The organism is Kitasatospora phosalacinea, from assembly GCF_000717185.1.
In the GTDB taxonomy this organism is placed as follows: Bacteria; Actinomycetota; Actinomycetes; order Streptomycetales; family Streptomycetaceae; genus Kitasatospora; species Kitasatospora phosalacinea_A.
The window spans coordinates 33,699-58,101 of record NZ_JNYE01000047.1 but is presented as its reverse complement, the minus strand read 5'-3'; the positions used below and the strand labels follow the sequence as shown (position 1 = coordinate 58,101).

General features: G+C 74.1%; 22 protein-coding genes. 11 read left to right on the top strand and 11 right to left on the bottom strand.

All coding sequences use genetic code 11. The features are described 5' to 3' along the window. Positions 1 to 3: 3 nt before the first annotated feature. The 4 genes from OO57_RS20495 to OO57_RS20480 form a co-directional block, all read right to left on the bottom strand. Positions 4 to 768: a DUF4239 domain-containing protein gene (locus OO57_RS20495; RefSeq protein WP_033254009.1), complete on the bottom strand. Its 765-nt coding sequence runs from the start codon at positions 766 to 768 to the stop codon at positions 4 to 6. A 90-nt stretch (positions 769 to 858) separates the two neighbouring features. Beyond that, entirely contained in the window at positions 859 to 1,719 is an 861-nt protein-coding gene (locus OO57_RS44810; protein ID WP_051778009.1) for a hypothetical protein, read from the bottom strand. A 241-nt stretch (positions 1,720 to 1,960) separates the two neighbouring features. Continuing rightward, positions 1,961 to 3,367: a family 2B encapsulin nanocompartment shell protein gene (locus tag OO57_RS20485; RefSeq protein WP_033254008.1), complete on the bottom strand. Its 1,407-nt coding sequence runs from the start codon at positions 3,365 to 3,367 to the stop codon at positions 1,961 to 1,963. Positions 3,368 to 3,799: 432 nt separating this feature from the next. Then, a complete protein-coding gene (locus tag OO57_RS20480) occupies positions 3,800 to 4,681 on the bottom strand; it encodes a patatin-like phospholipase family protein (protein WP_051778008.1) in 882 nt (293 codons plus the stop codon). 211 nt (positions 4,682 to 4,892) lie between these two features. On the opposite strand from OO57_RS20480, the gene OO57_RS20475 reads away from it, so the two are divergent. Continuing rightward, positions 4,893 to 5,972 (top strand): hypothetical protein, encoded by a 1,080-nt coding sequence (locus OO57_RS20475; RefSeq protein WP_033254007.1) that lies wholly within the window; start codon positions 4,893 to 4,895, stop codon positions 5,970 to 5,972. A gap of 85 nt (positions 5,973 to 6,057) precedes the next feature. On the opposite strand, the gene OO57_RS20470 is transcribed toward OO57_RS20475, so the two are convergent. Beyond that, positions 6,058 to 7,002: an esterase/lipase family protein gene (locus OO57_RS20470; protein WP_033254006.1), complete on the bottom strand. Its 945-nt coding sequence runs from the start codon at positions 7,000 to 7,002 to the stop codon at positions 6,058 to 6,060. Positions 7,003 to 7,548: 546 nt separating this feature from the next. On the opposite strand from OO57_RS20470, the gene OO57_RS46850 reads away from it, so the two are divergent. Both OO57_RS46850 and OO57_RS20460 read left to right on the top strand, forming a co-directional pair. Further along, positions 7,549 to 8,649: a helix-turn-helix domain-containing protein gene (locus OO57_RS46850; protein ID WP_267884973.1), complete on the top strand. Its 1,101-nt coding sequence runs from the start codon at positions 7,549 to 7,551 to the stop codon at positions 8,647 to 8,649. Then, complete coding sequence (locus OO57_RS20460) at positions 8,637 to 9,203, top strand: hypothetical protein (protein WP_033254005.1); 567 nt, start codon at positions 8,637 to 8,639, stop codon at positions 9,201 to 9,203. Before OO57_RS46850 ends, OO57_RS20460 begins: the two co-directional genes overlap by 13 nt. 58 nt (positions 9,204 to 9,261) lie before the next feature. On the opposite strand, the gene OO57_RS20455 is transcribed toward OO57_RS20460, so the two are convergent. Continuing rightward, the gene (locus OO57_RS20455) at positions 9,262 to 10,443 is read right to left on the bottom strand and encodes an FAD-dependent oxidoreductase (protein ID WP_033254004.1); all 1,182 of its coding nucleotides are present in this window, start codon (positions 10,441 to 10,443) and stop codon (positions 9,262 to 9,264) included. A 137-nt stretch (positions 10,444 to 10,580) separates the two neighbouring features. Between OO57_RS20455 and OO57_RS20450 the strand changes: the two genes are divergently transcribed. Both OO57_RS20450 and OO57_RS20445 read left to right on the top strand, forming a co-directional pair. Further along, complete coding sequence (locus OO57_RS20450) at positions 10,581 to 11,363, top strand: TetR/AcrR family transcriptional regulator (RefSeq protein ID WP_051778006.1); 783 nt, start codon at positions 10,581 to 10,583, stop codon at positions 11,361 to 11,363. 278 nt (positions 11,364 to 11,641) lie between these two features. After that, a complete protein-coding gene (locus OO57_RS20445) occupies positions 11,642 to 12,205 on the top strand; it encodes a hypothetical protein (protein ID WP_033254003.1) in 564 nt (187 codons plus the stop codon). A gap of 117 nt (positions 12,206 to 12,322) precedes the next feature. On the opposite strand, the gene OO57_RS20440 is transcribed toward OO57_RS20445, so the two are convergent. Both OO57_RS20440 and OO57_RS20435 read right to left on the bottom strand, forming a co-directional pair. Then, complete coding sequence (locus OO57_RS20440) at positions 12,323 to 12,769, bottom strand: MarR family winged helix-turn-helix transcriptional regulator (protein WP_063737604.1); 447 nt, start codon at positions 12,767 to 12,769, stop codon at positions 12,323 to 12,325. A gap of 34 nt (positions 12,770 to 12,803) precedes the next feature. Continuing rightward, a complete protein-coding gene (locus OO57_RS20435) occupies positions 12,804 to 14,576 on the bottom strand; it encodes an MFS transporter (protein ID WP_033254002.1) in 1,773 nt (590 codons plus the stop codon). Between the two features lie 214 nt (positions 14,577 to 14,790). Here OO57_RS20435 and OO57_RS20430 point away from each other — a divergent pair, with 214 nt between their 5' ends. Then, entirely contained in the window at positions 14,791 to 15,435 is a 645-nt protein-coding gene (locus tag OO57_RS20430) for a LysE family translocator (RefSeq protein ID WP_033254036.1), read from the top strand. Positions 15,436 to 15,493: 58 nt separating this feature from the next. Here the strand turns inward: OO57_RS20430 and OO57_RS20425 are convergent, their stop codons facing one another. Next, the gene (locus tag OO57_RS20425; protein ID WP_033254001.1) at positions 15,494 to 16,039 is read right to left on the bottom strand and encodes a GNAT family N-acetyltransferase; all 546 of its coding nucleotides are present in this window, start codon (positions 16,037 to 16,039) and stop codon (positions 15,494 to 15,496) included. 123 nt (positions 16,040 to 16,162) lie between these two features. Here OO57_RS20425 and OO57_RS20420 point away from each other — a divergent pair, with 123 nt between their 5' ends. Then, on the top strand, positions 16,163 to 16,597 hold the full coding sequence (locus OO57_RS20420) for a hypothetical protein (RefSeq protein WP_033254000.1): 435 nt from the start codon (positions 16,163 to 16,165) through the stop codon (positions 16,595 to 16,597). A 61-nt stretch (positions 16,598 to 16,658) separates the two neighbouring features. Here OO57_RS20420 and OO57_RS20415 read toward each other — a convergent pair whose 3' ends face one another. Beyond that, complete coding sequence (locus OO57_RS20415; protein ID WP_033253999.1) at positions 16,659 to 18,701, bottom strand: beta-galactosidase; 2,043 nt, start codon at positions 18,699 to 18,701, stop codon at positions 16,659 to 16,661. Between the two features lie 280 nt (positions 18,702 to 18,981). Between OO57_RS20415 and OO57_RS20410 the strand changes: the two genes are divergently transcribed. The 4 genes from OO57_RS20410 (at position 18,982) to OO57_RS20395 (ending at position 23,330) form a co-directional block, all read left to right on the top strand. Further along, positions 18,982 to 20,295 carry an ABC transporter substrate-binding protein gene (locus OO57_RS20410; protein ID WP_081973829.1) on the top strand — a complete coding sequence of 438 codons (1,314 nt, stop codon included), beginning with the start codon at positions 18,982 to 18,984 and terminating at the stop codon, positions 20,293 to 20,295. Between the two features lie 100 nt (positions 20,296 to 20,395). Then, the gene (locus OO57_RS20405; RefSeq protein ID WP_033253998.1) at positions 20,396 to 21,325 is read left to right on the top strand and encodes a carbohydrate ABC transporter permease; all 930 of its coding nucleotides are present in this window, start codon (positions 20,396 to 20,398) and stop codon (positions 21,323 to 21,325) included. A gap of 1 nt (position 21,326) precedes the next feature. Continuing rightward, positions 21,327 to 22,229, top strand: a complete 903-nt coding sequence (locus tag OO57_RS20400; protein ID WP_033253997.1) for a carbohydrate ABC transporter permease — start codon at positions 21,327 to 21,329, stop codon at positions 22,227 to 22,229. Between the two features lie 54 nt (positions 22,230 to 22,283). After that, a complete protein-coding gene (locus OO57_RS20395) occupies positions 22,284 to 23,330 on the top strand; it encodes a LacI family DNA-binding transcriptional regulator (RefSeq protein ID WP_033253996.1) in 1,047 nt (348 codons plus the stop codon). A gap of 48 nt (positions 23,331 to 23,378) precedes the next feature. Here the strand turns inward: OO57_RS20395 and OO57_RS20390 are convergent, their stop codons facing one another. Next, the gene (locus OO57_RS20390; RefSeq protein ID WP_033253995.1) at positions 23,379 to 24,299 is read right to left on the bottom strand and encodes a sigma-70 family RNA polymerase sigma factor; all 921 of its coding nucleotides are present in this window, start codon (positions 24,297 to 24,299) and stop codon (positions 23,379 to 23,381) included. Between the last annotated feature and the right edge of the window lie 104 nt (positions 24,300 to 24,403).

The window sequence follows — 24,403 nt, the reverse complement described above, 5'->3', positions numbered from 1 at the left end:
CGGTCAGCCACCGAGGAAGGGGAACAGGTCGAGGAACGGCTCGGTGGTGACCGACATGCCGCGCCCGAACGGGTCGTCGAAGTCCCAGATCAGGAAGAGCAGGAAGCCGAACAGCGCGCTGAACGTGCCCGCCAGGACGAGTTCGCGCGGCGAGCGGCGGATCTGCAGGGCGAACAGCATGCCGATGGTGATCACCGCACCGATGCCGAGGCCGAACCAGACCACCCCGGGCATGGTCGGACCGACGTTGCCGCCGCGGGAGTTGCGGGCCTCGTCGGCGGTGGCGATCTTGTCCATCATCGACTGGTACGCCTGCGCCTCGATGTCGTTCTGCGGCGCCCGCGCGGCGACGTCGGCGCGCAGCTTGGCGAGCAGGTCGGTGCCCTCGGGGCTGATCTCCCCCTCGGTCTGCATGTAGTGCCACTCGGTGTTGACCACGAACGAGACGTAGGCGTCGACGTCCTTGTCGACCACGGCGCGGTGGTCGGCGGGGAACACCTCGGCGCGGGCGCTGACCTCGTGCAGCGCCTGGGCCTCGCGCTGCACGTCGTCCTGCGCGGCGGAGCGGGACTCCCAGACGCCCGCGATGGCCAGGCCCAGCACGATCGCGTAGACCACGCCGATCATCATGGTGATGTACTCGATGACGTCGGGTGTCTCCGAGGTGTCCTCGTCGTCGGCGACCCTGCGGTTCCTCAGCAGCACGACCGCGACGACGACCAGGCACGCCCCGGCCATCGCGAGGGCTAGTGCCAGCCATTCGGACATGACGGATCCTCTCCTGAACTTGTCCAGTGGGTGAAGGGGTTTCGCGGCGTTCCGCGGGCCCGGCAGCGGCCTCTGCGGCCAGGCACGGGGTCAGGAGCGGCCGCGCCGTCCGGCGCTGCCGGACCTCCCGCGCGGGCGCAGCGCGGCGGCTGCCAGCACGGCGGGGACGGTGACCACCAGCATCCGGGTGGTGGTCGGGGTGGAGCGGCGCTTGGGTGCCGCGACGTGCACCGGGGGCGGCGGCAGGTGGACGGTCGCCGTGGGCGCGGGCCGGGCGGGTGCGGGGCTCGGCGCGGGCGTCGTCGGTGCGGGGCTGGTGGCCGGGGCGGGCGGTGGCACCGCGCTGGGGGTGGGCCGCGCCGGGGTGGGCTTCGGCGTGGGGCTCGGGGTGGGCGCCGGCTTCAACGTGGGCGTCGGTGTGGGCGTCGGCTTCGGCGTGGGGGTCGGCGTCGGCTCAGGTGTCGGCGTCGGCGTCGGCGTCGGGCTCGGGGTGGGCGTCGGCTTGGGCGTCGGCGTCGGCGTCGGCGTGGGGTGGCAGTGGTGCTCGTGCCCGTACCCGTTGCCGTTCCCGTGGCTGTCGTGCCCCTTGCCGCCGCCCTGCGGGCGCAGCGGGACGTCGGCCCCGCCGCCCGCGTTCACCTCGATGTGCACGCCGGGGGCGTCGACCGAGGTGTGCACCTTGACGCAGATGTCGAGCCGGTGGCCGTCGCCGCCGCCGCGCGCGGCGGAAGCGGCCTGGGTGGCGCCGGTGAGCACCGCGCAGACCACGGCGACGCCCGCCAGCGCGGTGGCGGCGCGGGCGCCGCGCCGTACCTGCGGGCCCCGGGTGCCGACCCGGGCCCGGACGAGGGCGCGACCGCGGGCGCGGACGCGGGCGCGGCCCCCGGCACGGGTGGGTAAGGCCGGGGCCCCCGTTCTGCCGTCCGCCGACGGGCGGTCGTTGCGCTGCATGGGCGTGGTCCAACCTTCCGGTGGGCGTGGGTGATCGGTGCCGTGCTGCGCGCCCCGCTTCGGACACGGCCGAACCGGCCGGAGCGCAGTCGAGGGCGCGTCGGAGGATCGGGCCGTTCTGTTCGCAGTGCCGTGCGGGCGAACTGCAGAAACGGATCGGCATGATCAATCCGACGCACCCTCAACGTGGTGCGCCGCCGTTTGGTTACGGCCGGCGGCGGCCGTCGTCGCGCGGCGCCGGTCAGCGGTGCGCGATCTCCACGTTCTCCAGCACGCCGAGCGCGTCGGGGACGAGGATGGCGGCCGAGTAGTACGCGGTGACCAGGTAGTTGATCACGGCCTTGTCGTCGATGCCCATGAAGCGGACCGACAGGCTGGGCTGGTACTCGTCCGGGATGCCGGTCTGGTGCAGGCCGATGACGCCCTGGTTGTCCTCGCCGGTGCGCAGCACCAGGATGGAGCTGGTGTTCTCGGGGGTGATCGGGATCTTGCTGCAGGGCAGGATCGGGACGCCGCGCCAGGCCGGGACCTTGTGGCCCTGGAGGTCGACGGTGTCGGGGTACAGGCCGCGGGAGTTGAACTCGCGGCCGAGGGCGGCGATGGCCTTCGGGTGGGCGAGGAAGAACTCGGAGTCGCGGCGGCGGCTGAGCAGCTCGTCGAGGTCGTCGGGGGTGGCCGGCCCGGAGTGGGTCTGGATGCGCTGGTTGAAGGCGCAGTTGGCGAGCAGGCCGAACTCGCGGTTGTTGATCAGCTCGTACTCCTGGCGCTCGCGCAGCGCCTCCACGGTGAGCTTGAGCTGCTGCTCGATCTGGTTCATCGGCTGGTTGTACAGGTCCGCGACCCGGGAGTGGACGCGGAGCACGGTCTGCGCGATGGAGAGCTCGTACTCACGCGGCTTGAGCTCGTAGTCGACGAACGCGGTGGGCAGCAGGTGCTCGCCCTCGTGGCCGGCCGACATGGCGATCTCGGCCTCGCCGAGCTCGTTCTGCCGCTGCAGCGGGAGGCTGGCGAAGTCGCGGATGTGGGCCTGGAGGCTCTCGGACTGGGCGAGCACGGCCTCGAAGTCGGCCCGGCTGAGGGTCAGCAGGGTGCCCGCGGTCTTGGCGGTGGCGGTGTAGTCCCAGGTGGCGTCGGCGTCGAGCAGGGCGTTCTCGCCGAAGCGGTCGCCGTCGCCGAGGACGCCGACCACGGCGTCGTCGCCGTACTTGCCGGTGGAGACCTGGTTGATCTTGCCGTGCGCGACCAGGTGGATCTTGTCGGACGGGGTGCCGCGCTCGACCAGCACCTCGCCGGCCCGGAAGTCGCGCTGCTGGCAGCGGGCGGCCAGGGCGCCGAGCACCTCGTCGTCCTCGTAGCCGCGCAGCAGGGCGAGTTCGCCGAGCTCCCGGGGGATGACCCGGACGTCGCCGCCGGTCTGGATGAACTCGACCCGACCGTCGCCGACGGTGTAGGTCAGTCGGCGGTTGACCCGGTAGGTGCCACCGGAGGTCTGCGTCCACGGGAGCATCCGCAGCAGCCAGCGGGAGGTGATCTCCTGCATCTGCGGCGCGGACTTGGTCGTGGTCGCCAGGTTGCGGGCCGCGGCGGTGGTGAGGCTGGTCTGCTGGCGCTGCGCCTGCTGAGTCTCCGGGCTGCTGTCCACGGACATCGGGCCGGGCTCTCCTTCGTCTCGCACGGAAACTGACGGTGCGTCAGATCCGTGAACGTGTTGGGGCTTTGACGGGGTGCTGCTGGGGGAATGGGCAAAGGAAGGGGAAAGTGTCGGCGGGGGTTCGGAAGCGTGCTGTCACTGCGCTCGCCCGCCACCCCGGAACACTAGATCGTTCCGGCCGCGAGATCGCCCGTGCAGCCCCGCGTGCACCCGATTAGGTGAACCTTGGCCGGTGGAGGATTGGCGGCGCCGAAGCCGTGTCGGGCGCCGCTGCCGCCCCCGGACCGACCGTGGCCAGCGCCGCTGCCGCCGCGGGGGCCGGACGTGCGAACGCCCCCGGCGGGCGGGGGCGTTCGGGGGCCCGGGAGGAGCGCGTGTCGGCGGAGGCCTCCGTCGCCGTCCGCCGGGTGCGCGGGGGTGGTGCGGCGGTCAGCCCACGGCGTCCTGCCGGGTGCGCTGCAGGCCCTCCAGGAATGCGGAGGCGGCGTCGTAGCCGAGCGCGATCCGCCGCCGGACGGTCTCCAGTTCGGCACGGGTGGAGGCCACCGGTCCGCGTCCGGCCCGCACCAGCTCGTCCTCGCCGCTGGGCAGCACGTGCACGGTGACGCCGGGCCGGTGCCGGGCGATCTCGGACTCCACGGCCGCCCGCCGGGTCACCTCGAACGCGACGTGCGCGAGCTGCCAGGGCAGCCGGGGCGGCGTCAGCCCCACGCCGGTCTGCCGGATCCGCAGCGCGTACACGGTGGTCGCCCCGAGCGAGGCCGCGACGCCGACCGGCAGCGAGTCGATCAGCCCGCCGTCCAGGTAGTGCTCGCCGTCGATCTGCACCGGCGGGAACAGGCCGGGCACGCAGCAGGACGCCAGCAGCGCCGGGATCAGCGGCCCCTGGTCGAAGTAGTGCGCCTCGGCCCGCTCGATCGAGGAGGCCGGGCAGACGAACGGGAGCTTGAGGTCCTCGATCCGGCTGTGCGGGGCGAAGTGGTTGAGCAGCATCCGGTGCGCGGCGTCCACCGAGGTGAGCCCGGCCCGCACGTGCCGGACGTTGGAGACGAACGCCCGCAGGGAGGGCTTCATCACCTTCATGCTGATGAACTCCATCCACAGCTCGGTCAGTTCGGCGACCACCGAGATCGTGGGGTTCTTCGCCAGGATGGCGCCCTGCACCGAGCCGATCGAGGTGCCGACCACGATGTCGGGGGTGATCCCGGCCTCCAGCAGCGCCCGGATCATGCCGACCTGGTTGCCGCCCCGCTCGCCGCCGCCGCCGAGCACGAACGCGACCTTGCCCTGGCCGTCCAGCAGACCGTCCATCGATTCGCCACCTGTCTCCGGGGCCGCCCCGGGGTCCGTCCCCCCGCGCGCGCCCGACGGGCCCGCAGAGGCCATCGTCCGATCCGGGTTCCGACCTCCGCAACCGCTCCCACCTGCGCCTTCGCCCGTCCGCGGCACCTGCTCCCCGATCGGTCCAGCGGAGTGGATCTTCGACTGGCCGGGGATCCGGCGGCGTGAGAGGTCTTGATCCATGCACAGGACTCCGCCCTCACCGGGGCTCCCCCGGGCTGCCCGGCTGCGTGCCGGCGCGCTCGCCGCGGCCCGGGACGCCCTCGCCCTCGGCGCCCTGACGGTGTTTCTGCTCCTCCTCGCCCCGCTGCTGCTCCTGCTCGGCCTGCTCCGGCCGCTGCTGCCCGGCCGCGCCGCGGCCGCCGCCCGCCTGCCGCTGGTGTGGGCGGCGTACCTGGCCGGGTTCTCGCTGACCGCGCTGGCCGGTTCGCTGCGGCTGCGGGCCCGCCGGGCCGGGCCGGACGACTGGCGGCTGCTCGCCGCCCGGGCCGGACGCCGCTTCCGGCGGCTCACCGAGTGCTGGACCGGCCTGCGCTTCCGGATCGAGCTGCCCGACCCGCCGCCCGACCCCGGGCGGCCGGTGGTCGTGCTGGCCCGGCACGCGGGCATCCTCAACACCCAGCTCGCCGTCGTCGCGGTCGCCGCCGTGCTCGGCCGCAGCCCGCGCGGCATCGCCAAGCGCTGCGTCGCCCTGGAGCCCGGCCTGCGGGCGCTGCTGCGCGGCGTGCCGCTCGTCCTGTTCCGCTGGAACCAGGCCGGACGGGCCGCCGCCCTCGCCGAACTCACCAAGCAGGGAAGGGAGTTGGGGCCAGGGCAGGCGTTCTGGCTGTACCCGGAGGGCACCAACTACAGCGCGGCCCGGCGCGCCGGGTCGATCGCCAGGCTGCGGGCCCGCGGGCAGCACGCGCTGGCCGAGCGGGCCGAGGCCATGCCGCACCTGCTCCCGCCGCACCTGCCGGGGGCACGGGCGGTGCTGGCCGCCGTCGACCCGTCCGCCCTGGTGCTGGTGTGCGGGCACACCGGCCCCGAGCGGCTGCTGCCCTGGATGCTCGGCCCGGGCTACGCCCCCGACCCCGGCGACCTGGTCCGGCTGCGCTGGTGGAGCTACCGCGCCGACCAACTGCCCACCGATCCGGAGGAGTTCGCCGACTGGCTGTACGGACGCTGGGAGCAGCTCGACGCCTGGATCGCCGACACCGCGGGCCCGGCCGCCTCCCCCTCCCGCCGGCACCGCCGCACCGAGGACCTCGACCCGGCCTGAGCGGGGGCCGGCGCGGCGGTGGGGTCCGGCCTCCGAGCCGCCGGACCCCACCGCCGTGCCGCCGGGCCGCCGCCGGGCCGCCGCGTTACAGCAGCGGCCCCGTCACCGGCAGCACCACCTGGCACGGCACCGCCCGCGGGTGCGCCGGGTCCAGCGCGTTCAGCACGTCCGTCAGCGCGACCGGGTCGTAGCCGATCTCCAGGTGGTCGGTGGCGTCCAGCGGGCACTGGTCCTGCACCAGGATGTTGGTGACGTGCGGGCCCGCGGGGAGGAAGGAGTTGGTGTACGGGGTGACCACCTCGTCGTACCTGGTGGCGATCACGGTGTACTCGACGCCGGGGACGGTGCCGCCCCCGGCGTTCAGCTCGGTGAGGAACGGCGAGCCGACCTCCTGCTCCACGCAGGCCTGGCACGGGCCGGCCAGGAAGTCGTTGGCGGGCTCCAGGATGCGCAGCTGGCGGCCGAGTTCGGTGATGCCGTCCAGGGTGGTGCCGTAGTTGCTGGGGGCGAGGGCGACCAGCTTGCCGACCTTGGCGGCGCCGCCGAGGTTCTTCAGGTAGTAGCGCGGCAGCATGCCGCCCTGCGAGTGCCCGACCAGGTCGGCCTCCGCGGCGCCGGTCGCGCCCAGCACCCGGTCGACGAAGGCGGCCAGCGTCTTCGCCCCGTCGGCGATCGGCCCGGTGCCCTGGACCGGCGAACCGGCGGACGGGCCGCCGTAGTTGAAGGAGTAGACGCAGTACCCCTGGTTGGCCAGCAGCGGGGCCGCGCCGCCCCAGTTGTCGTTCTGGTTCTCCAGCGTGCCGTGCACCAGCACCACCGGGTTCGGGTGCGCCGCGGACGGTCGGCAGGACCAGTCGTTGGCGCCGTCCGGGCTGGAGCCGGGGAAGAAGAAGCCCTTCACGAAGCCGAGGGAGAAGTGGGTCTCCACCGGTCGGCTCCCGGCCGCCGCCGCGGGTTCCGTCCCGGCGGCCAGCAGTCCCGTGACCGCGAGTGCCGCGAGTGCCGCCGTCCGTACGCCGTTCCTCCGCATTCCGCACACCTTCCGCATCGTCGTCCGCGCCGCCGTCCACGCCGCCGCCCGTTCCGCACCCGGAATTCCCCCGGGCGTCCCCCGGCTTTCTCCGGGTCGCCACGAAGCTAGGAGCGGCCCGACGGGCCGTCAACACGCAGCGCGGCCGGTTCCGGAAAATCCATCCGAAGGTGCCAGGAATTCCGTCCCCCCTCCGGCGGAACTGTCACCCGCGTCAGCGTTTCCGCCCGCGGCGGGTGCCGCACGGGGCCGCAAGCTTGCGCCGGACCTATTGACCGGCGGGTAACCCGGACGCATACTCCCCTTGCCCCTCCTGGCACGCCCCGGTGCGGCCCGGCCCGCGCCGGGCACCGGCGGAACGGATTATCGCTACCCCGAGGAGCGGAATTGGTCGGACCGTGGGAAGGCCTTCCACGCGATTTATCCACCGAACTCAGAGCCGAGCAGCAATCCCTCGCGACCGAGATCATCCGTGAGATCAGATCCGCCGTCCCGGAATTCTCCCGGCCGCTCTCCGGGCAATTCGGTGCCGGAATCCAGCAGGGCGTGGAGACCGCGCTCGCCGAGTTCACCGACCGGGTCGCCGGGCTGCCCTCGCCCGGCCCGCGCCAGCTGCGGGTGTACCGCTCGCTCGGCCGCGGCGAGCTCTCCGAGGGCCGCAGCCTGGACGCCCTGCAGGCCGCGTTCCGGCTCGGCGCCCGGATCGCCTGGCGCCGGTACGCCCGGGTGGCCCGCCGCCGCGGGCTGGTCGCGGAGCAGCTGGTCACCCTCGCCGAGGCGGTGTTCGCGCACATCGACGAGGTCGCCGCGGCCAGCGTCCAGGGCTACGTGGACGCCCGCACCGACCGGGCCGGGGCGCTCGGCCGGGCCCGGCACCGGCTGCACGACCTGCTGCTCGCGGGCGCCGACCCGGCCGACCTCGCCACCGCCGCCCGCCTCGCGGACTGGCCGCTGCCCGCGCAGGTCGCCGCCGTCTCGCTCGACCCGCGCCCGGCCGCCGCGCCCCGCCCGTCGGGGCCGTCCGGGCCGCAGGGGGTGCCCGGGCCGTCGGGGGTGCCCGGCCCGCCCCCGGCCCGGCTGCCCGACCGCGTCCTGGCGGGGCTGGACGTCCCGCAGCCGCACCTGCTGCTGCCGGACCCCGCCACCGCGCTCGCCGACCCTCAGCTCGCGGCCGCCCTGCACGGGCGCGGCGCCGTGATCGGCCCGGCGGTGCCGCCCGCCCTCGCCGCGCAGTCGCTGCGCTGGGCCCGCCTGGTCCGGGCCTCGCTGCCCGAGCCGCCGCAGCGCCCGGTCGACTGCCGCGAGCGCTACGCGGACCTGCTGCTGCTCACCGACCCGGCCCTGGTCCGGCTGATCGCCGAACGCCGACTCGCCCCGCTGGCCCCGCTCACGCCCAAGCAGCGCGACCGCCTCGCCGCGACCCTGCTCGCCTGGCTGCAGACCGGCCGCGGCACCGCCCCCGAGGTCGCCGCCCGCCTCGGCATCCACCCGCAGACCGCCCGCCAGCGCCTGCACCGCGTCCACCGCCTCTTCGGCCCCGCCCTGGCCTCCCCCGACGCCCGCCTCGAACTGGAGATCGCCCTGCGCGCCACCTCCCCCGCCCCGCCACCACCTGGGGCGATACCCTCCCCCGCATGGACGACCTGATCGGCACCCAGTCCCCGGCCCGCAGACTCACCGACCCGGACGAGGCCCTGGCCGCGTTCGAGGGCTCCTCCCCGGAGTTCGCCGCGCTCCGGCGCCCGGAGCCGGCCGCGCTCGACTGGGCGACCGTCGCGGAGGGCCTGGAGACCGAGCTGCCGCCCGACTTCGTGCTCCTCACCGAGCGCTACTCCCGCTTGATCCTGGGCCGCACCCTCCTCGTCTCGACCCCGCTGGCCGGACACGAACGCGCCTGGGTGGAGGGCGTCCTGGAGGACCAGCAGATCGTCGAGGAGTGGTGCGAGGAGGCGCGGCTCGACCCGCCGCTGCGGGCCTTCCCGGCCCCCGGTGGCCTCCTCCGCTGGGGGACGACGGACTGGGGCGACTTCCTGCTGTGGAGCACCCACGGCTCCCCCGCCGACTGGACGGTCACCGTCGCCACCCGCGGGGGCGGCTGGTGGCACTACGAGGGCGGGGTCGTCCAGTTCCTCATGGGGCTGGTGGACGGCAGCATCGAGCAGTGGGGGCTGCACCGGATCAGCCCGGAGATCACCGGCTGACCGCCGGCCGTACGCGCGGCAGGCGTTGCAGGCGTTGTACGCGCTGCGGGCGCGGCGCTCACGCCCCGGGACGGGTCTCGCCGCGGAAGAAGGCGGCGATGCCGGGGGCGCCCGCCGGGGAGGTGATCATGGCCAGGATGCGGGCCGACTCGTCGGCGACCTCGGCGGTGCGGGTGAACATCTCCTCCTCGTAGGCCCGCAGGGCGGCGTCGGGGTCCGCGGGGGTGGCGGCGAGGGCGGTGGCCAGCTCCAGGGCGTCGCGCATCGCGGCGTTGGCGCCGTGGCCGACCGGGGGCATCAGGTGGGCGGCGTCGCCGAGCAGGGTGAGGCCGGGGCGGTGGGGCCAGCGGAGGCCGACCGGGAGGGCGGTCAGGGCGCGCGGGGTGAGCGGGCCGGTGCAGGCGGCGGCGATCAGGGCGCGGCAGTCGGGCGTCCAGTCGGCGAACAGCGGGAGCAGCGCGGCCCGGGCCTCGTCGGGGCGGTCGTACGGGATGCCGCAGGTGGTGAGCCAGTCGGCGGCGCGGCCGGTGGGGCCGTAGAAGGTCAGGCCGACCCGGACGGAGCCGTCGCTGCAGCGCTGGGCGACCAGTGAGCGGCCGTCGCCGACCACCCAGTAGCTGCCGCGGCCGACGGCGGCGGCGAGGTCGGGGTGGGTGCGGTCGATGTCGGGGACGGTGCCCTCGATCGCGTTGACGCCGAGGTGCTGCGGCGCGGCGGGGGTGAGCAGCGGCCGCACCCGGGAGTTGGCGCCGTCGGCGCCGATCAGGAGGTGGTGCGCGGCCCGGGTGCCGTCGGTGAACTCCAGTTGCCAGCCGGTGCCTTCGCCGTCCGGGGCCGGGGTGGCGGTGCGCAAGGTGCGGCCCCAGGCGACGGTGCCGGGCGGGAGGGAGTCCAGCAGCAGGTCGCGCAGGTCGGTGCGGTCGATCTCGGGGCGGAGCGCGGGCGAGTCGTCCGGGGTGTCGTCGCGGTGCAGCACGGTGCCGGTGGGGTCGAGCAGCAGCATGTCCTCCCCTTCGGGCCGGGCGTGGCGGCGGAACGCCTGCGTCAGCCCGGCGGCGCGCAAGGCGCGCTGCCCGGTGTCGGCGTGCAGGTCGAGCGTGCCGCCCTGGGTGCGGGCCGCCCGCCCGCCGTCGCGTTCGTACACCGTGACCCGGGCGCTGCCGCCCGCGGTGAGCAGTCGCGCCAGGGTCAGCCCGCCCGGGCCGCCTCCGACGATCGCCACGTCCGTGGTGCGCGTCATGGTCCGTCCTCCCCTTCACCTTCACCGGTCCGTCCGATACACCGTATCGTGTCGATACACTGTATCGACAAGACCCCCGTATCGTGTTCCTGCGCCGCCCTGCACTGCCCTGCACCACCGAACGGAGACCGCTCCCCATGACGCCCCGTCACGATTCCGACACCGGTTCCGGCCTGGTCTGGGAGCGGCCGGAGCCGCCGGAGCGGCGGACGCCGGGGCCGCTGAGCCGGGCGCTGATCGTCGGCGCGGCGGTCGAACTGGCCGACGCGGACGGGCTGGAGGGGGTGTCGATCCGGCGGGTCGCGGCGGTGCTGGAGGTCGGCCCCATGCGGCTGTACGGGTACGTGGAGACCAAGGCCGAGCTGCTGGAGCTGATGGTGGACGCGGTGTACGCCGAGATCGCCCCCGGCCCGCCGGACGCCCGGCCCGGGGGACGGCAGGAGGAGCGGCGGCAGGAGGAGCGGCAGCAGGAGGGGTGGCGGGAGGAGTTGCGGGCGATCGCCGGGCGGCACCGGGCGGCCGCGCTGCGGCACGAGTGGTTCATCGAACTGCTGGGCGGGCGGCCGCACTTGGGCCCGAACGCGCTGGCCGCTCGGGAGGCCGCACTGGCCGTGCTGTGGGGCGTGCCGGGCTTCGCCGGACGGCCGACCCTGGTACAGCAGGCGGCGGGGGCGTTCCACGCCTACCTGGCGGGTCGGCTCCGGGTGGAGGTGGCGCAGCGTCGGGCGGAGCGGTCGGAGGGGCGCTCGAACCACGAGTGGCAGGTGGCGATGGGGCCGTACATGGTGCGGGTGCTGGAGGCGGGGCGGCACCCGACGATCGCGGAGGTGATGCGTTCGGCCGACCACCTGACACCGGGCGAGTCGTTCGCGGCGGGGCTGGAGATGGTGCTGGACGGGATCGCCGCCCAGGCCCCCTGACCCGTCCGGCCCCCGCGATCCGTCCGGGCCGCCTGCCCCGTCCGGGCACCCGCGATCCGGACGGACGTTCCGATCCGGGGCCGGGTTCGAGCGCCTGCGCGAACGTCCTCGGCCAGGGTCGGCCCCGGGCTGTCGTCGTCCGGCCATTCCCCTTGTGCGGCAAGGTAGTTCGCGCACTCAGGCTTGCCGGGCGCCGGGCCCGCCGCGACCCTGGTGCGTACTGTCCCGTCGTCCCGTCGTCCCGTCCCGCCACCGCCGCCACCCCCTGGAGGGCTGTCGTGCTCCGTACCGGACGTGCCACCACTCTCACCGGCCTGCTGGCCCTGCTGCTCGGCAGCGCGACGCTGCCGGCCGCCGCTCCCGCACGGGCCGCACCGGCCGTGCTCGCCACGATCAACTGCACCGGCTGGACGTACACCACGTACAGCCCGGGCCTGACCCACACCGTGCGGCCGATCACCGTGACGGTGGACGGCAACCTGAACGTGCCCGGTCCGCACAGCCCCACCGGCAGCTGTCTGGCCGTCGGTTCGACGGCCAGTGCCGGGGAGCGGGACGTCACCGCGCTGCTGGAGCTGAGCTGCGACCAACTGCTCACCGAGACGGGCGTGGAGACCGTCCGCTGGAACAACGGGACCGCCAGCAGCTTCCCGTTCACCGCGACGGTGGTGCGCGGTCTGGCCACCACGGTGATCACCGAGACCGGCACCGTCACCTCGGGCGAGTTCCTCGGCGGCACGGTGGTGGAGACCTTCACCGCGCCGAACCTGGACCTGCTGGCCTGCGACAGCCCCGGCGGCGCGACCGTGCTGAACTTCGCCACCGTCCTGACCATCCTCTGACCGACCCCGCCCCCGCCGTCGGCGGCCGCACCGGCCGCCCCCGGCCGCACCGGCCCTCGCCGCCCCGGCCCTCGCCGCCGCGGCGCGGGCTGCGGGGCGGCGGGCCTGCGGGGGCGTTCAGCCCTCGATGGAGACCAGGCGTTCCAGGACGGGCAGGGCCGCCATCAGGGTGCGCCGTTCCTCGTCGGTGAGTTCGGCGGTGCGGCGGGCCAGGAGTTCGGAGCGGCGGCGGCGGATGTGGGCGAGCAGGTCGACGCCCTCCGGGGAGAGTTCGACCAGGGCGGAGCGTCCGTCGTTGGGGTCGGGGACGCGGTGGACCAGCCGGGACTCGACCAGTGAGGCGACGGTGCGGGTCAGCGAGGGGGCGGCGACCCGTTCCAGCGCGGCGAGTTCGCCGAGCCGGACCGGGCCGTGCTCCTCGATCCGGGCCAGGGCGGACTGCTGGGCGAAGGTGAACTCCTGCCGGTCGGAGGCCTGCATCAGGTGCCGGTTCAGGCGGGCGATGACCAGGCGCAGGCGCGCCACCTCCGCCGGGTCGAGCCCGCCCTCGTGCTGCTGTCCCACCGTCGAACTCCCCTGCTCCGCCGTCTCGTTCACGTCACGCCGCGCCCCGGGAGACCGCGGTGCCCCCGTCCGGGACGGTGATCGCGGCGCTGTCGGGGCCGTCGTCGACCGTACCGGTTCGGCGGCCGCGCAGCAGCGAGGCCAGGGCGGCGACCAGTGACATCGCGATGGCGAGCGAGAAGACCACCATCAGGCCGTCGTGGAACGGTCCGGAGATCAGGTGCGGGAAGAACTCGCGCCCGGTGAGGGTCTGGGCGTTGGAGGCGGGCAGGCCGGAGAGCACCTGCGGGCCGAGCAGTTCGTGGATCGGGTTGTAGCCCAGGAAGGCCGCGAACAGCGTCCCGACGGGCGGGAGTTGGGCCACCGCGTGGGCGTCGGCGGCCGAGACGCCCTGGCCGGTGAGGCCGTCGTTGAGGGTCTGCGGGAGCGATCCGGCCAGGCCGGCCACCATCAGCGAGAAGAACACGCCGATGGAGAGCACCATGCCCGCGTTCTGGAAGGTGGCCCGCATGCCGGAGGCGGCGCCGCGGTCGGCGGCCGGGACGCTGGACATCACCAGGGCGGTGTTGGGCGCGGCGAACAGGCCGCCACCGAGGCCGTTGAGGAACACCAGCAGGGCGAACCACACGTACCCGAAGTCGGTGGGCAGGGCCAGCAGTCCGGCGAACGAGGCGGCCATCACGACCAGGCCGCCGGCCGCGAACATCCGGGCGCCGAAGCGGTCCGAGAGGTGTCCGGCGATCGGTCCGGCGGCGAGGAAGCCGACGGTCAGCGGTACCAGGTAGATGCCCGCCCAGAGCGGGGTCTGCTCGTACTCGTAGCCGTGCAGCGGCAGCCAGATGCCCTGCAGCCAGACGATCAGCATGAACTGCAGGCCGCCGCGGGCGATCGAGCCCAGCAGCGTCGCCAGGTTGCCGCCCGCGAACACCGGGTCGCGGAACAGGCGCAGCGGGAACATCGGTTCGGCGACCCTGGTCTCGATCACGCAGAACGCGACCAGGACGGCCGCCCCGCCGATCAGGCCGGTCAGCACCCAGGGGTTGGTCCATCCCATGGTGTGGCCGCCGTAGGGCTGGATGCCGTAGGTGATGCCCGCGAGCAGCGCGGTGAGGCCGACGGCGAAGGTGACGTTGCCCCACCAGTCGATCCTCCCGGGGCGGCGGACGCCGGTCTCGTGCAGGGAGCGGTAGGCCCAGACGGTGCCGATGATGCCGATCGGGACGTTGACCCAGAAGATCGACCGCCAGTTCCACTCGGCGAGGACGCCGCCGAGGACCAGGCCGATGAAGGACCCGGCGATCGCGGCGACCATGTTGACGCCGAGCGCCATGCCGCGCTGCCTGGCCGGGAAGGCGTCGGTGATGATGGCCGCGGAGTTCGCCATCAGCATCGCGCCGCCGACGGCCTGCACCACCCGCCAGCCGATCAGCCAGAGCGCGCCGCCGCCCCCGCCCATCGGGTCGAGCGAGAGGACCACCGAGGTGACGGTGAAGATCAGGAAGCCCGCGTTGTAGATCCGGACCCGGCCCCAGATGTCGCCGAGCCGCCCCAGCGTCACCACCAGCACCGCCGTGACCAGCATGTAGCCCATCAGCATCCACAGCAGGTAGCTGACGTTGCCCGGCTCCAGCGGGTTGAGGTAGATGCCGTTGAAGATCGCCGGCAGCGAGATCAGCACGATCGAGGAGTTGATCGTCGCGATCAGCATGCCGAGGGTGGTGTTGGACAGCGCCACCCACTTGTAGCGCGGGTGCTCCGCGCCGATCCACCGTTTCTTGGTGTCCTGCTCGATGTCCACGTCCGCCATCTCCTGCCGCCCCCTGGGAAGCCGTGATGATAGTTAGCTGATGTGAACTAAATTACTGCGCAGTCGGCCGTCCCGGCCAGTCGTCCCGAACGGCGGGCAGGAGCGCGGGTGGTGCGGCGGGCGGGAGTTGACGGGCCGCCAGCAAAGCTCCGGCAAAGCCCCGAACGGGAAAACCGCTGGAGGGGCGGGCCCTCCCCGTGCTTGCATGGCCCGCATGGTGCCTGCCGACCGCTTGCTCGCCTTCGCCGCCGTGTCCTTCCTGCTGATCGTGGTCCCCGGTCCGAGCGTGCTGTTCGTGGTCGGGCGGGCCCTGGCGCAGGGGCGCCGGGCCGCGCTGATCACGGTCGTGGGGAACACCCTCGGCGCGTACGCCCTGGTCGTGGCCGTGGCGTTCGGGGTGGGCGCGGTGGTGGAGCGCTCGATCCTCCTCTTCACGCTCCTCAAGCTGGCCGGGGCCGCCTACCTGGTGTTCCTCGGCGTCAAGGCGTGGCGCGAGCGCGGGTCGCTGCGGGCGGCGATCGGCGGGGCGGGAGCGGGAGCCGCCCGGGGCGGGCTGCGGACGTTCGGGGAGGGGTTCGCCGTCGGCGTGACCAACCCCAAGACCATCGTGTTCTTCGCCGCCGTGCTGCCGCAGTTCGTCGACCGCGGCCGGGGGCACGTCCCGGCGCAGATGCTGCTGCTGGGCCTGGTCTTCAACCTCATCGCCGTGGCCTCCGACATGGCGTGGGGCCTGGTCGCGGCCACCGCCCGGGAGTGGTTCGCGCGCTCGCCGCAGCGGCTCTCCCTGGTCGGCGGGGTCGGCGGGCTCGCCATGATCGGGCTGGGCGTCACCGTCGCCGCGACGGGCCGCAAGGACTGACCCGGCCCGACGCCGCCCCGCCGACGCCGCCCCGCCGCCGCTGGCCCGCCGCCCAGGACTAGCCAAGGACGAGTTCGTGCTCGACGGACGACTCGTCGCCCGGGACGGGGACGGAACGGCCGCTACGAGTGAAGCCGACCTTCCGGTAGAAGGCTTCGGCCCGCTGGTTGTCCTGGTGCACGTAGAGGCGGATGCGGGAGACCACCGGCTCGTCGAGCCCGCGGGCGAACGCGATCGCCGCGTCGAACAGGGCCCCGGCCAGACCGGTGCCGCGCTGTTCGGGGCGGACGAACACGCCCACCAGGTGGGCCTGGTCCACCTCGACCGGCACGCCCATGACGTCCTCGTGGCCGGCCCGCTCGATCAGCACCGTCACCGACCCGTCCCAGCCGCCGTCCGCCCGCTCGGCGACGAACTGCTGCGTGACCGTCTCCCCGCGGGAGCCGGCCGCCCGCGCCCGCCAGTGCTCGTCCGGCTTGGCGGCGGCGTTGTCGTACGTGTCCAGGAAGGCGATGCCCGCGACCGGGTCCCGCAGGGCGTCCAGCCGCAGTTGTCTGGCCTGCTGCCAGTCCTCGCCGGTCACGGCTCGTATCACGTGGTCCATGGACGGATCATTGGCGGGCGCGGGCGTCGGGGCAAGCGGTTTTCGGGCGCCCGCACAATCCGCTCGCCCCGGCCCGGGCCGTCCGGCAGGATGGCGGTTTCCGGCACCGGGACGGGAGGCTCCGTGCGCACCCCCTCCTACTACCTGGACCTGGCCGGGGCTTCGCAGGACCCAGCGGTCCTGCACGAACTGGCCGGATCGGAGTACCCGTTCGTCCGGCAGGCGGTGGCGGCCAATCCGCACGCGCGGGCCGACGCGCTGTTCGCCCTCGCCGCCCGCTGCCGCGACGTCCCGGCCGAGCACGGCCCGTGGAACGACAACGCCCTGCTGCTCCTGCTGGCCGGGCACCCGGCAGCGGACCGCCCCGCCCTGCTGGTCGTCCTGGACGCCGCCGCCGCGCGCCTCACCGCCGGGGCCCGCCCGTACGCGGCCGTGCTGGCCCTGGCGGGGCGCCCCGAGCTGCACCCGGAGGAGCTGCGCGCCCTCGGCCGGCTGCCCGGTGCCTCGGCCCGGCTGCGCAGCGGCCTGCGGCGGGTGCTGGCCGCCCGCCGACCCTGACGGAGCCGCCGGGGGACGGAGCCGCCGGGGCACCGGAGCACCGGAGGCTCGGTCCCCGCCGTCAGTCCCGTCCGGCGCCGTGGCGGAGCACCCTGGTCCGTCCGGCGGGGACGGTGAGGGTGTCGGAGACCTCGGCGCCGGTGAGGAGTTCGGTGCCCGGGCCGGGGGCGGGCAGGTCGGCGTCGGTGGCGCCGTGGTTGATCGCGAAGAGGTAGCGGCCGTGCTCGCCGACCCGTTCCACCACCTCGACGTCGTGCGGGAGCCCGCGCTCGGGCAGGCCCGCGTCGGCGGAGGCCGCGCGCAGCACCCGGGCGAGGGCCGCGTCGTCGAGGCGGGCGGAGACGTACCAGGCGTGGCCGTTGCCGAGGGCGTGCCGGGTGACGGCGGGCCCTCCGGCGGCGGGGCCGCCGTCGGGGCCGTCGGCGTAGCGCCACACCGTCTCGGCGCCCTCGGTCACCACGTACTCGGTCCAGCCCGCGGCCCGCAGTTCGGAGGGGCCCTCCAGTCGGGCGTCCGCGCCGGCCCGCAGCGGGGCGAACTCCTCGACGGTGAGTCCGAGGACCTCGCGCAGGGCGCCGGGGTGCGGGCCGGGGTGGACGCTGTCGTGCTCGTCGACGATGCCGGAGAAGCAGGAGACCAGCAGGGTGCCGCCGTTCTCGACGTACTGGCGGAGGTTGCGGGCGGCGGCCTCGGTGGTGAGGTAGAGGGCGGGGGCGACGACCAGCGGGTAGCGGCTCAGGTCGGCCTCGGGGTGGGCGAAGTCGACGGTGAGGTGGGCGTCCCAGCTCGCGGTGTACCAGGCCTCGGCGCGTTCGCGGGCGTCCAGGTCGATGCTGGGGCGCCACTCCAGGCGCTGGGCCCACCAGGACTCCCAGTCCCAGAGCATCGCGGCGTCGGCCCGCACCAGGCTGTCGCGGATCTCCGCGAGCGACCCCAGCTCCTGCCCCAGTGCGACGACTTCGCGCCAGATCCGGCTGCTCGTCCCGGCGTGCGGGAGCATCGCGGAGTGGAACTTCTCGGAGCCGTGGCGGGAGGCCCGCCACTGGAAGAACATCGCGCCCTCGGAGCCGCGGGCGACGTGCGCAAGGCTGTTGCGGGCGAGTTCGCCGGGGCGCTTGGCGAGGTTGCGGGGCTGCCAGTTGACGGCGCCGGTGGAGTGTTCGAGCAGCAGCCAGGGGCGGCCCGCGGCGACGGAGCGGGTGAGGTCGGCGGCCATGGCGAGGTTGATCTGGCTGCGCGGGTCCTCGGCGACGAGGTAGTGGTCGTTGGCGACCAGGTCGACCTCGCGGCCCCAGGCCCAGTAGTCCATGGACTGGCACTGGCTGAGGGCGGTCATGAAGTTGGTGGTGACGGGGATGCCGGGGGCGAGGCGGTGCAGCAGGTCGCGTTCGCGCTTGAAGTTGGCGAGGACCGCGTCGTTGGTGAAGCGGGCGTAGTCGAGCTGCTGGGCGGGGTTGCCCGCGGTGGGGGTGAGGCGGGGCGGCTGGATGTCGTCCCAGCGGGTGTAGCGCTGGCCCCAGAAGGCGGTTCCCCAGGCGGAGTTGAGTTCCTTGAGGGTGCCGTAGCGGTCGCCCAGCCAGCGCCGGAAGTGGGCGGCGGACTCGTCGCAGTAGCAGTCGCTGACCGGGACGCCGTACTCGTTGTGGACGTGCCAGAGGGCGACGGCGGGGTGGGTGCCGTAGCGGCGGGCGAGCTGTTCGGTGATCGCGGCGGCGGCGTGCTGGTAGGCGGGGGAGCTGTGGCAGATCGCGCCGCGGGAGCCGAAGGCGTAGCGGGTGCCCTCGCGGGTGACGGGCAGCGCCTCGGGGTGGTCGCGGTAGAACCAGGCGGGCGGGACGACGGTGGGGGTGGCCAGGTCGGCGCGGATGCCGTGGGCGTGCAGCAGGTCGAGCAGGCGGTCGAGCCAGCCGAACTCGTACTGGCCGCGCTCGGGTTCGAGCAGGGCCCAGGAGAAGATCCCGACGCTCACCATGGTGACCCCGGCCTCGCGCATCAGGCGGACGTCCTCGGCCCAGACCTCCTCGGGCCACTGCTCGGGGTTGTAGTCGCCGCCGTAGGCGAGCGGGTCGAGGCCGAGCGGGCGGGGGTACCTCGGGTGGTCCATGGTGCGCTCCATCGAGAAGAACTGTGAACGTGCACACCCTAGTCACATCCGGGTGCCGCTGTGTCTCGCCCAGATAACCGTACGAGCTCAGGGATTGACAAGTGTCTCCCAGGTTTCCGTACTGTGAACGTGCACAGCGACGGACCGGGCCCCAGCGCCGCCGTCGCGACGCCGAGAACTCCCCCGCACCACTCCCCCGGGCGGGCCGCCGCGCACCCCCTCGCGCGGCGGCCGGCCGCCCGGCCCCCCTCACTCGAATTCCGTGATCCCGGGAGGATCCATGCACCGTCGCCTCGCCCTCGCCGCGGCCGCCGCCCTGTGCGGCACGCTCGTGCTGTCCGCGTGCTCGTCCGACGGCGGCTCCGGCGACGCCGCCAAGGCGGCCTCCGGCCCGGTGAAGCTGACGTTCTGGTCCTGGGCGCCGAACATGGACAAGGTCGCCGAGGTGTGGAACAAGGCGCACCCGGACGTCCAGGTCAGCGTGCTGAAGCAGGCCGGCGGCGACGACCTGGTCACCAAGACCATCACCGCCGCGAAGGCGGGCAACGCGCCGGACCTGATCCAGGCCGAGTACCAGGCGCTGCCGACGCTGGTCTCCAACGACGTGCTGGCCGACATCGCGAAGCAGGCGGGCGACGCGAAGTCGCAGTTCGCGGACGGGGTGTGGAAGCAGGTCACGCTCGGCTCGGACGCGGTCTACGCGATCCCCGAGGACACCGCGCCGCTGGCCTTCTACTACCGGCAGGACCTGTTCGAGCAGTACGGCCTCAAGGTGCCCACCACCTGGGACGAGTTCGCCGCCACCGCCCGCGCGCTCAAGCAGCAGGCCCCGGACAAGTCGCTGACCACCTTCTCCGCCAACGACCCGGGCCTGTTCGCGGGCCTGGCCCAGCAGGCGGGCGCCGCGTGGTGGACCACCTCGGGCGAGAGCTGGAAGGTCGCGATCGACGACCCGGCGACGAAGAAGGTCGCCGACTTCTGGTCCGGCCTGGTCAAGGACGGCGCGGTCGACAACCAGCCGATGTACACCCCGGCCTGGAGCAAGGCCCTCAACGACGGCACCCAGGTCGGCTGGGTCTCGGCGGTGTGGGCGCCCGGCGTGCTGACCAGCTCGGCCCCGGACACCAAGGGCAAGTGGGCGATGGCGCCGCTGCCGCAGTGGGAGTCCGGCGCCTCGGTGACCGGCAGCTGGGGCGGCTCGGCGACCGGCGTGACCACCGGCGCCGTGAAGTCCGGCCACGCGGAGGCCGCGGCGAAGTTCGCCACCTGGCTGAACACCGACCCGGAGGCGCTGGCCGCCCTCGTCCAGCAGGTCAACGTCTACCCGGCGGCCACCTCGGCGCAGACCGGCAGCCTGCTGTCGGCGGCCCCCGAGTTCTTCGCCGACCAGCCCGACTTCTACGCCAGGGCCGCGGAGATCGCCAAGGGCACCGCCCCCGCCGCCTGGGGCCCGAACGTCAACGTGGCGTACTCGGCGTTCAAGGACGCCTTCGGCAAGGCCGCCCAGGACAAGGGCGACTTCGGCGCGGCGCTGTCGGCGATGCAGCGGTCCACCGTCGAGGACCTGAAGAAGAACGGCTTCCAGGTCGGCTGACCGGCCCCGCCGAGCCCCCGGTCCGCCGCCCCGCCCAGCGGCGGACCGGGTTCCCACCCCCTCCCCTTCCGCGAAACCCTCCAAGGCCCTAGGAGCCGCCATGGCCTCCCCTCCCCCCGCTGCCCGCGCCCTCCGGCGCCGCGGCTCGCTCGCGCCGTACGGCTTCCTCGGCCCGGCCGCCCTGCTGTTCACGCTGTTCTTCGCGCTGCCGATCGGCTTCGCGGTGTACCTGAGCCTGCGCGCCGTGAAGGTGAAGGGCCTGGGCCTGGGCTCGCACGCCCGCACCGAGGTGTGGGCGGGGCTGTCGAACTACACCTCGGCGCTGTCGGACTCCGAACTGCTGTCGGGCTCGGGCCGGGTGCTGCTGTACGGGGCGCTGCTGGTGCCGACGATGCTGGGCGCGGCGCTGTTCTTCGCCCTGCTGCTGGACGTGCCGCGGGTGCGGTTCGGGGCGTTCTCCCGGCTGGTGATCTTCCTGCCGTACGCGGTGCCGGGCATCGTGGCGTCCACCCTGTGGGGGTTCCTGTACCTGCCGCAGGTCAGCCCGGGCTACTACCTGCTGACCCAGGCCGGGATGAGCGGCCCGGACCTGCTGCACGGCGGCGGGCTGTACCTGGCGATGGCGAACATCGCGGTGTGGGGCGGCACCGGCTTCAACATGATCGTGATCTACACCTCGCTGCGGGCGCTGCCGGCCGAGCTGTACGAGGCGGCCCGGCTGGACGGCTGCTCGGAGCTGCAGATCGCGCTGCGGGTCAAGATCCCGCTGGTGGCGCCGTCGCTGGTGCTGACCTTCTTCTTCTCGATGATCGCCACGCTCCAGGTGTTCGCGGAGCCGATGACGCTCAAGCCGCTGACCAACTCGATGAGTTCGACCTGGTCGCCGCTGATGAAGGTGTACCGGGACGCGTTCGTGCAGGGCAACGTCTACTCCGCCGCCGCCACCTCCGTGGTGATCGCAGCAGCGACCCTGCTGCTCTCCTTCGGGTTCCTGAAGCTGGTCAACAAGCGCACCAACGGAGGCAGTTGAGATGAGCACCACGACCGCCCCGGCCCCCCGCCGGACCGCCCCCGCGCTGCCCCGCAAGGGCTCCGCCGCCGCCCCGCGCCGCACCGCCTGGACGCCGACCCTGCTCCTGCTGCTGGGCGCGGTGTACTGCCTGGTGCCGGTGGTCTGGGTGGTGACGGCGGCGACCAAGAGCCGCCAGGAGCTGTTCACCACCTTCACCTACGCCCCGGGCTCCGGCTTCTGGGACAACCTGGCCGAGCTGTCCTCGTACCGCGGCGGCGTGTACTGGCAGTGGATGGCGAACTCGGCGCTGTACGCGGGCGCGGGCGCGCTGCTGTCGGCGGCGGTGTCCGGCGTGACGGGCTACGCGCTGGCCAAGTACCGCTTCCGGGGCCGCTCCACGGTGTTCAACGTGCTGCTGGCGGGCGTGCTGATGCCGCCGATCACGCTGGCGGTGCCGCAGTACCTGCTGATGTCGAAGGCGGGCCTGGCGGACAGCTACTGGTCGGTGCTGCTGCCGAGCGTCCTGTCCCCGTACGGCATCTACCTGTCGCGGATCTACGCGGAGGCGGCGATCCCGGACGAGGTGGTGGAGGCGGCCCGGGTCGACGGGGCGCGGGAGTGGCGGCTGTTCCGGAGCGTGGCGCTGCCGATGATGGTGCCGGGGCTGGTGACGGTGTTCCTGTTCCAGTTCGTGGCGATCTGGAACAACTTCCTGCTGCCGTACATCATGCTCGGCGACGACCACAAGTTCCCGGTGACGGTGGGCCTGTACTCGCTGCTGCAGCAGGGCGCGAACGAACCGGCCCTGTACACCCTGGTGATCACCGGCGCGCTGCTGTCGGTCCTGCCGCTGATCGCGCTCTTCCTCGGCATGCAGCGGTACTGGCGGGTGGATCTGCTGTCCGGCGCCGTGAAGTCCTGACGGGCCGCCAGTACAGTGACCCCGACACCTCGATCTGCAAGGACCTGCATCCCGATGACGGAACCAGCGCCCCGCGGCCGGCCGGCCGGACGGCCGAAGCGCCCGCCGACCATCCACGACGTCGCCGCGGTGGCGGGCGTCTCGCGGGGCACGGTGTCCCGGGTGCTGCAGGGCGGGCACAACGTCAGCCCGGCCTCGCAGCAGGCGGTGGAGGCGGCGATCGCCAAGCTCGGGTACGTGGTGAACCGGGCGGCCCGCAGCCTGGTGACCCAGCGCTCCGGCTCGGTGGCGTTCCTGCTGACCGAACCGCAGGAGCGGTTCTTCGAGGACCCGAACTTCACCACCCTGCTGCGCGGTTGCACGGCGGCGCTGGCCGAGCACGACATCCCGCTGCTGCTGATGACGGCGGGCGACGACGCGGAGCGCCGCCGGGTCACCCGCTACCTGGCGGCGGGCCACGTGGACGGCGTGCTGCTGGTCTCCTCGCACCGGGGCAACCCGATGATCGAGCACCTGCGCGAGGCCGACATCCCGATGGTGTGCTGCGGCCGCCCGCTGGGCCAGCGCGGCCGGGTGCCGTACGTGGCGGCGGACGACCGCGAGGGCGCCAAGGACCTGGTGCGCCACCTGCTGGAGTCGGGCCGCACCCGGATCGCCACCATCGCGGGCCCGCAGGACACCCCGGGCGGCGTGGAGCGGCTGTCCGGCTACCGCGAGGTGCTGGCCGAGTACGGGCTGCCGGTGGAGGAGCGGCTGATCGCGCACGGCGACTACAGCCGGGTCGGCGGCGAGGCCGCGATGCGCGGACTCCTGGAGCGCGAGCCGGGGTTGGACGCCGTGTTCGTGGCCTCCGACCTGATGGCGGACGGCGCGCTGTCCGCCCTGGAGCACGCCGGGCGCAGCGTCCCGGAGGACGTCGCGGTGGGCGGGTTCGACGACTCGCCGGTGGCGCTGACCACCCGTCCGCCGCTGACCACGATAAGGCAGCCGTGGGACCGGATCTCCGCCGAGATGGTCCGGCTGCTGCTGGACCGGATCGCCGGCGAGGAGGCGCCGACGGTGATCCTGCCGACCGAGCTGGTGGTGCGCCGGTCCACCTGAGCCCTCCCCTCCTCCCGCTTCCCCTCCTTCGCCCTGTCCGGGCCGCCGCTACAGGCGTCCGGGCAGGGCGAAGGCGTCGAGCACCCGGGGGTCGGTGTAGACGGTGGTGCGGGTGACGGATCCGGCCGCGACGTCCAGCAGTTGGACGCTGTGCAGCAGGTGGCCGGGGCCGTCCGGGGCGGGGGCGTAGGCGGCGAAGGCGCTCTGGCCGTTGGCGCCGACGGGGCGGGTGAGCCAGCCGGTGCCGCGCATGGCGTAGACCCGGTCCATGAACTGCCCGTAGTGCTGCGGGCCGCGGTACCAGAGGGCGAGCGGCGGCATCTCCAGGACGGCGTCGTGGGCGAGCAGGCCGACCAGCGCGGGGACGTCGGCGGCCTCGAAGGCGGCGAGGTAGCGCTCCAGCACGGCCTTCTGCTCGGGCCCGTCCGGTTCCCGGAGCTGTTCGGCCTCGGCCGCCCCGAGGACGGCCCGGGCGCGCTGCAGGGCGCTGTTGACGGCGGCGACGGTGGTGCCGAGCTGTTCGGCGACCTCGGCGGCGCTGAACGCCAGCACCTCGCGCAGCACCAGGACGGCCCGCTGCCGGGCGGGCAGCAGTTGCAGGGCGGCGACCCAGGCGAGGCGCAGGTCGGTGCGGGCGGCGGCGTCGAGCCGGGCGTCGGGGAAGGGCTCCAGCCAGGACACGTCCGGGGCGGGGGCGAGCGGGGCGCCGGGGTCCCGGTCGGGGGCGCCGAGTCCGGCGGGCAGCGGGCGGCGGGCGCGGCCCTCCAGGGCGGTGAGGCAGGCGTTGGTGGCGATCCGGTAGAGCCAGGTGCGGACCGAGGCGCGGGCCGGGTCGTAGCGGTCGCGGGCGTTCCAGGCGCGCAGCAGGGTCTCCTGGACGAGGTCCTCGGCGTCGTGGAAGGAGCCGGTCATCCGGTAGCAGTGGGCGGTCAGTTCGGCCCGGTGCGCGTCGAGTTCCACGGGCCCCATCCTGCCGCACGGGGGCGCGGCGGTCGGAGCGGGGACGGTTCGTGCAGGGCTCTTCCGATTCCGGTCGGGTTCTGACAGAGTCGTCCGCTATCCGGTGCACCGGG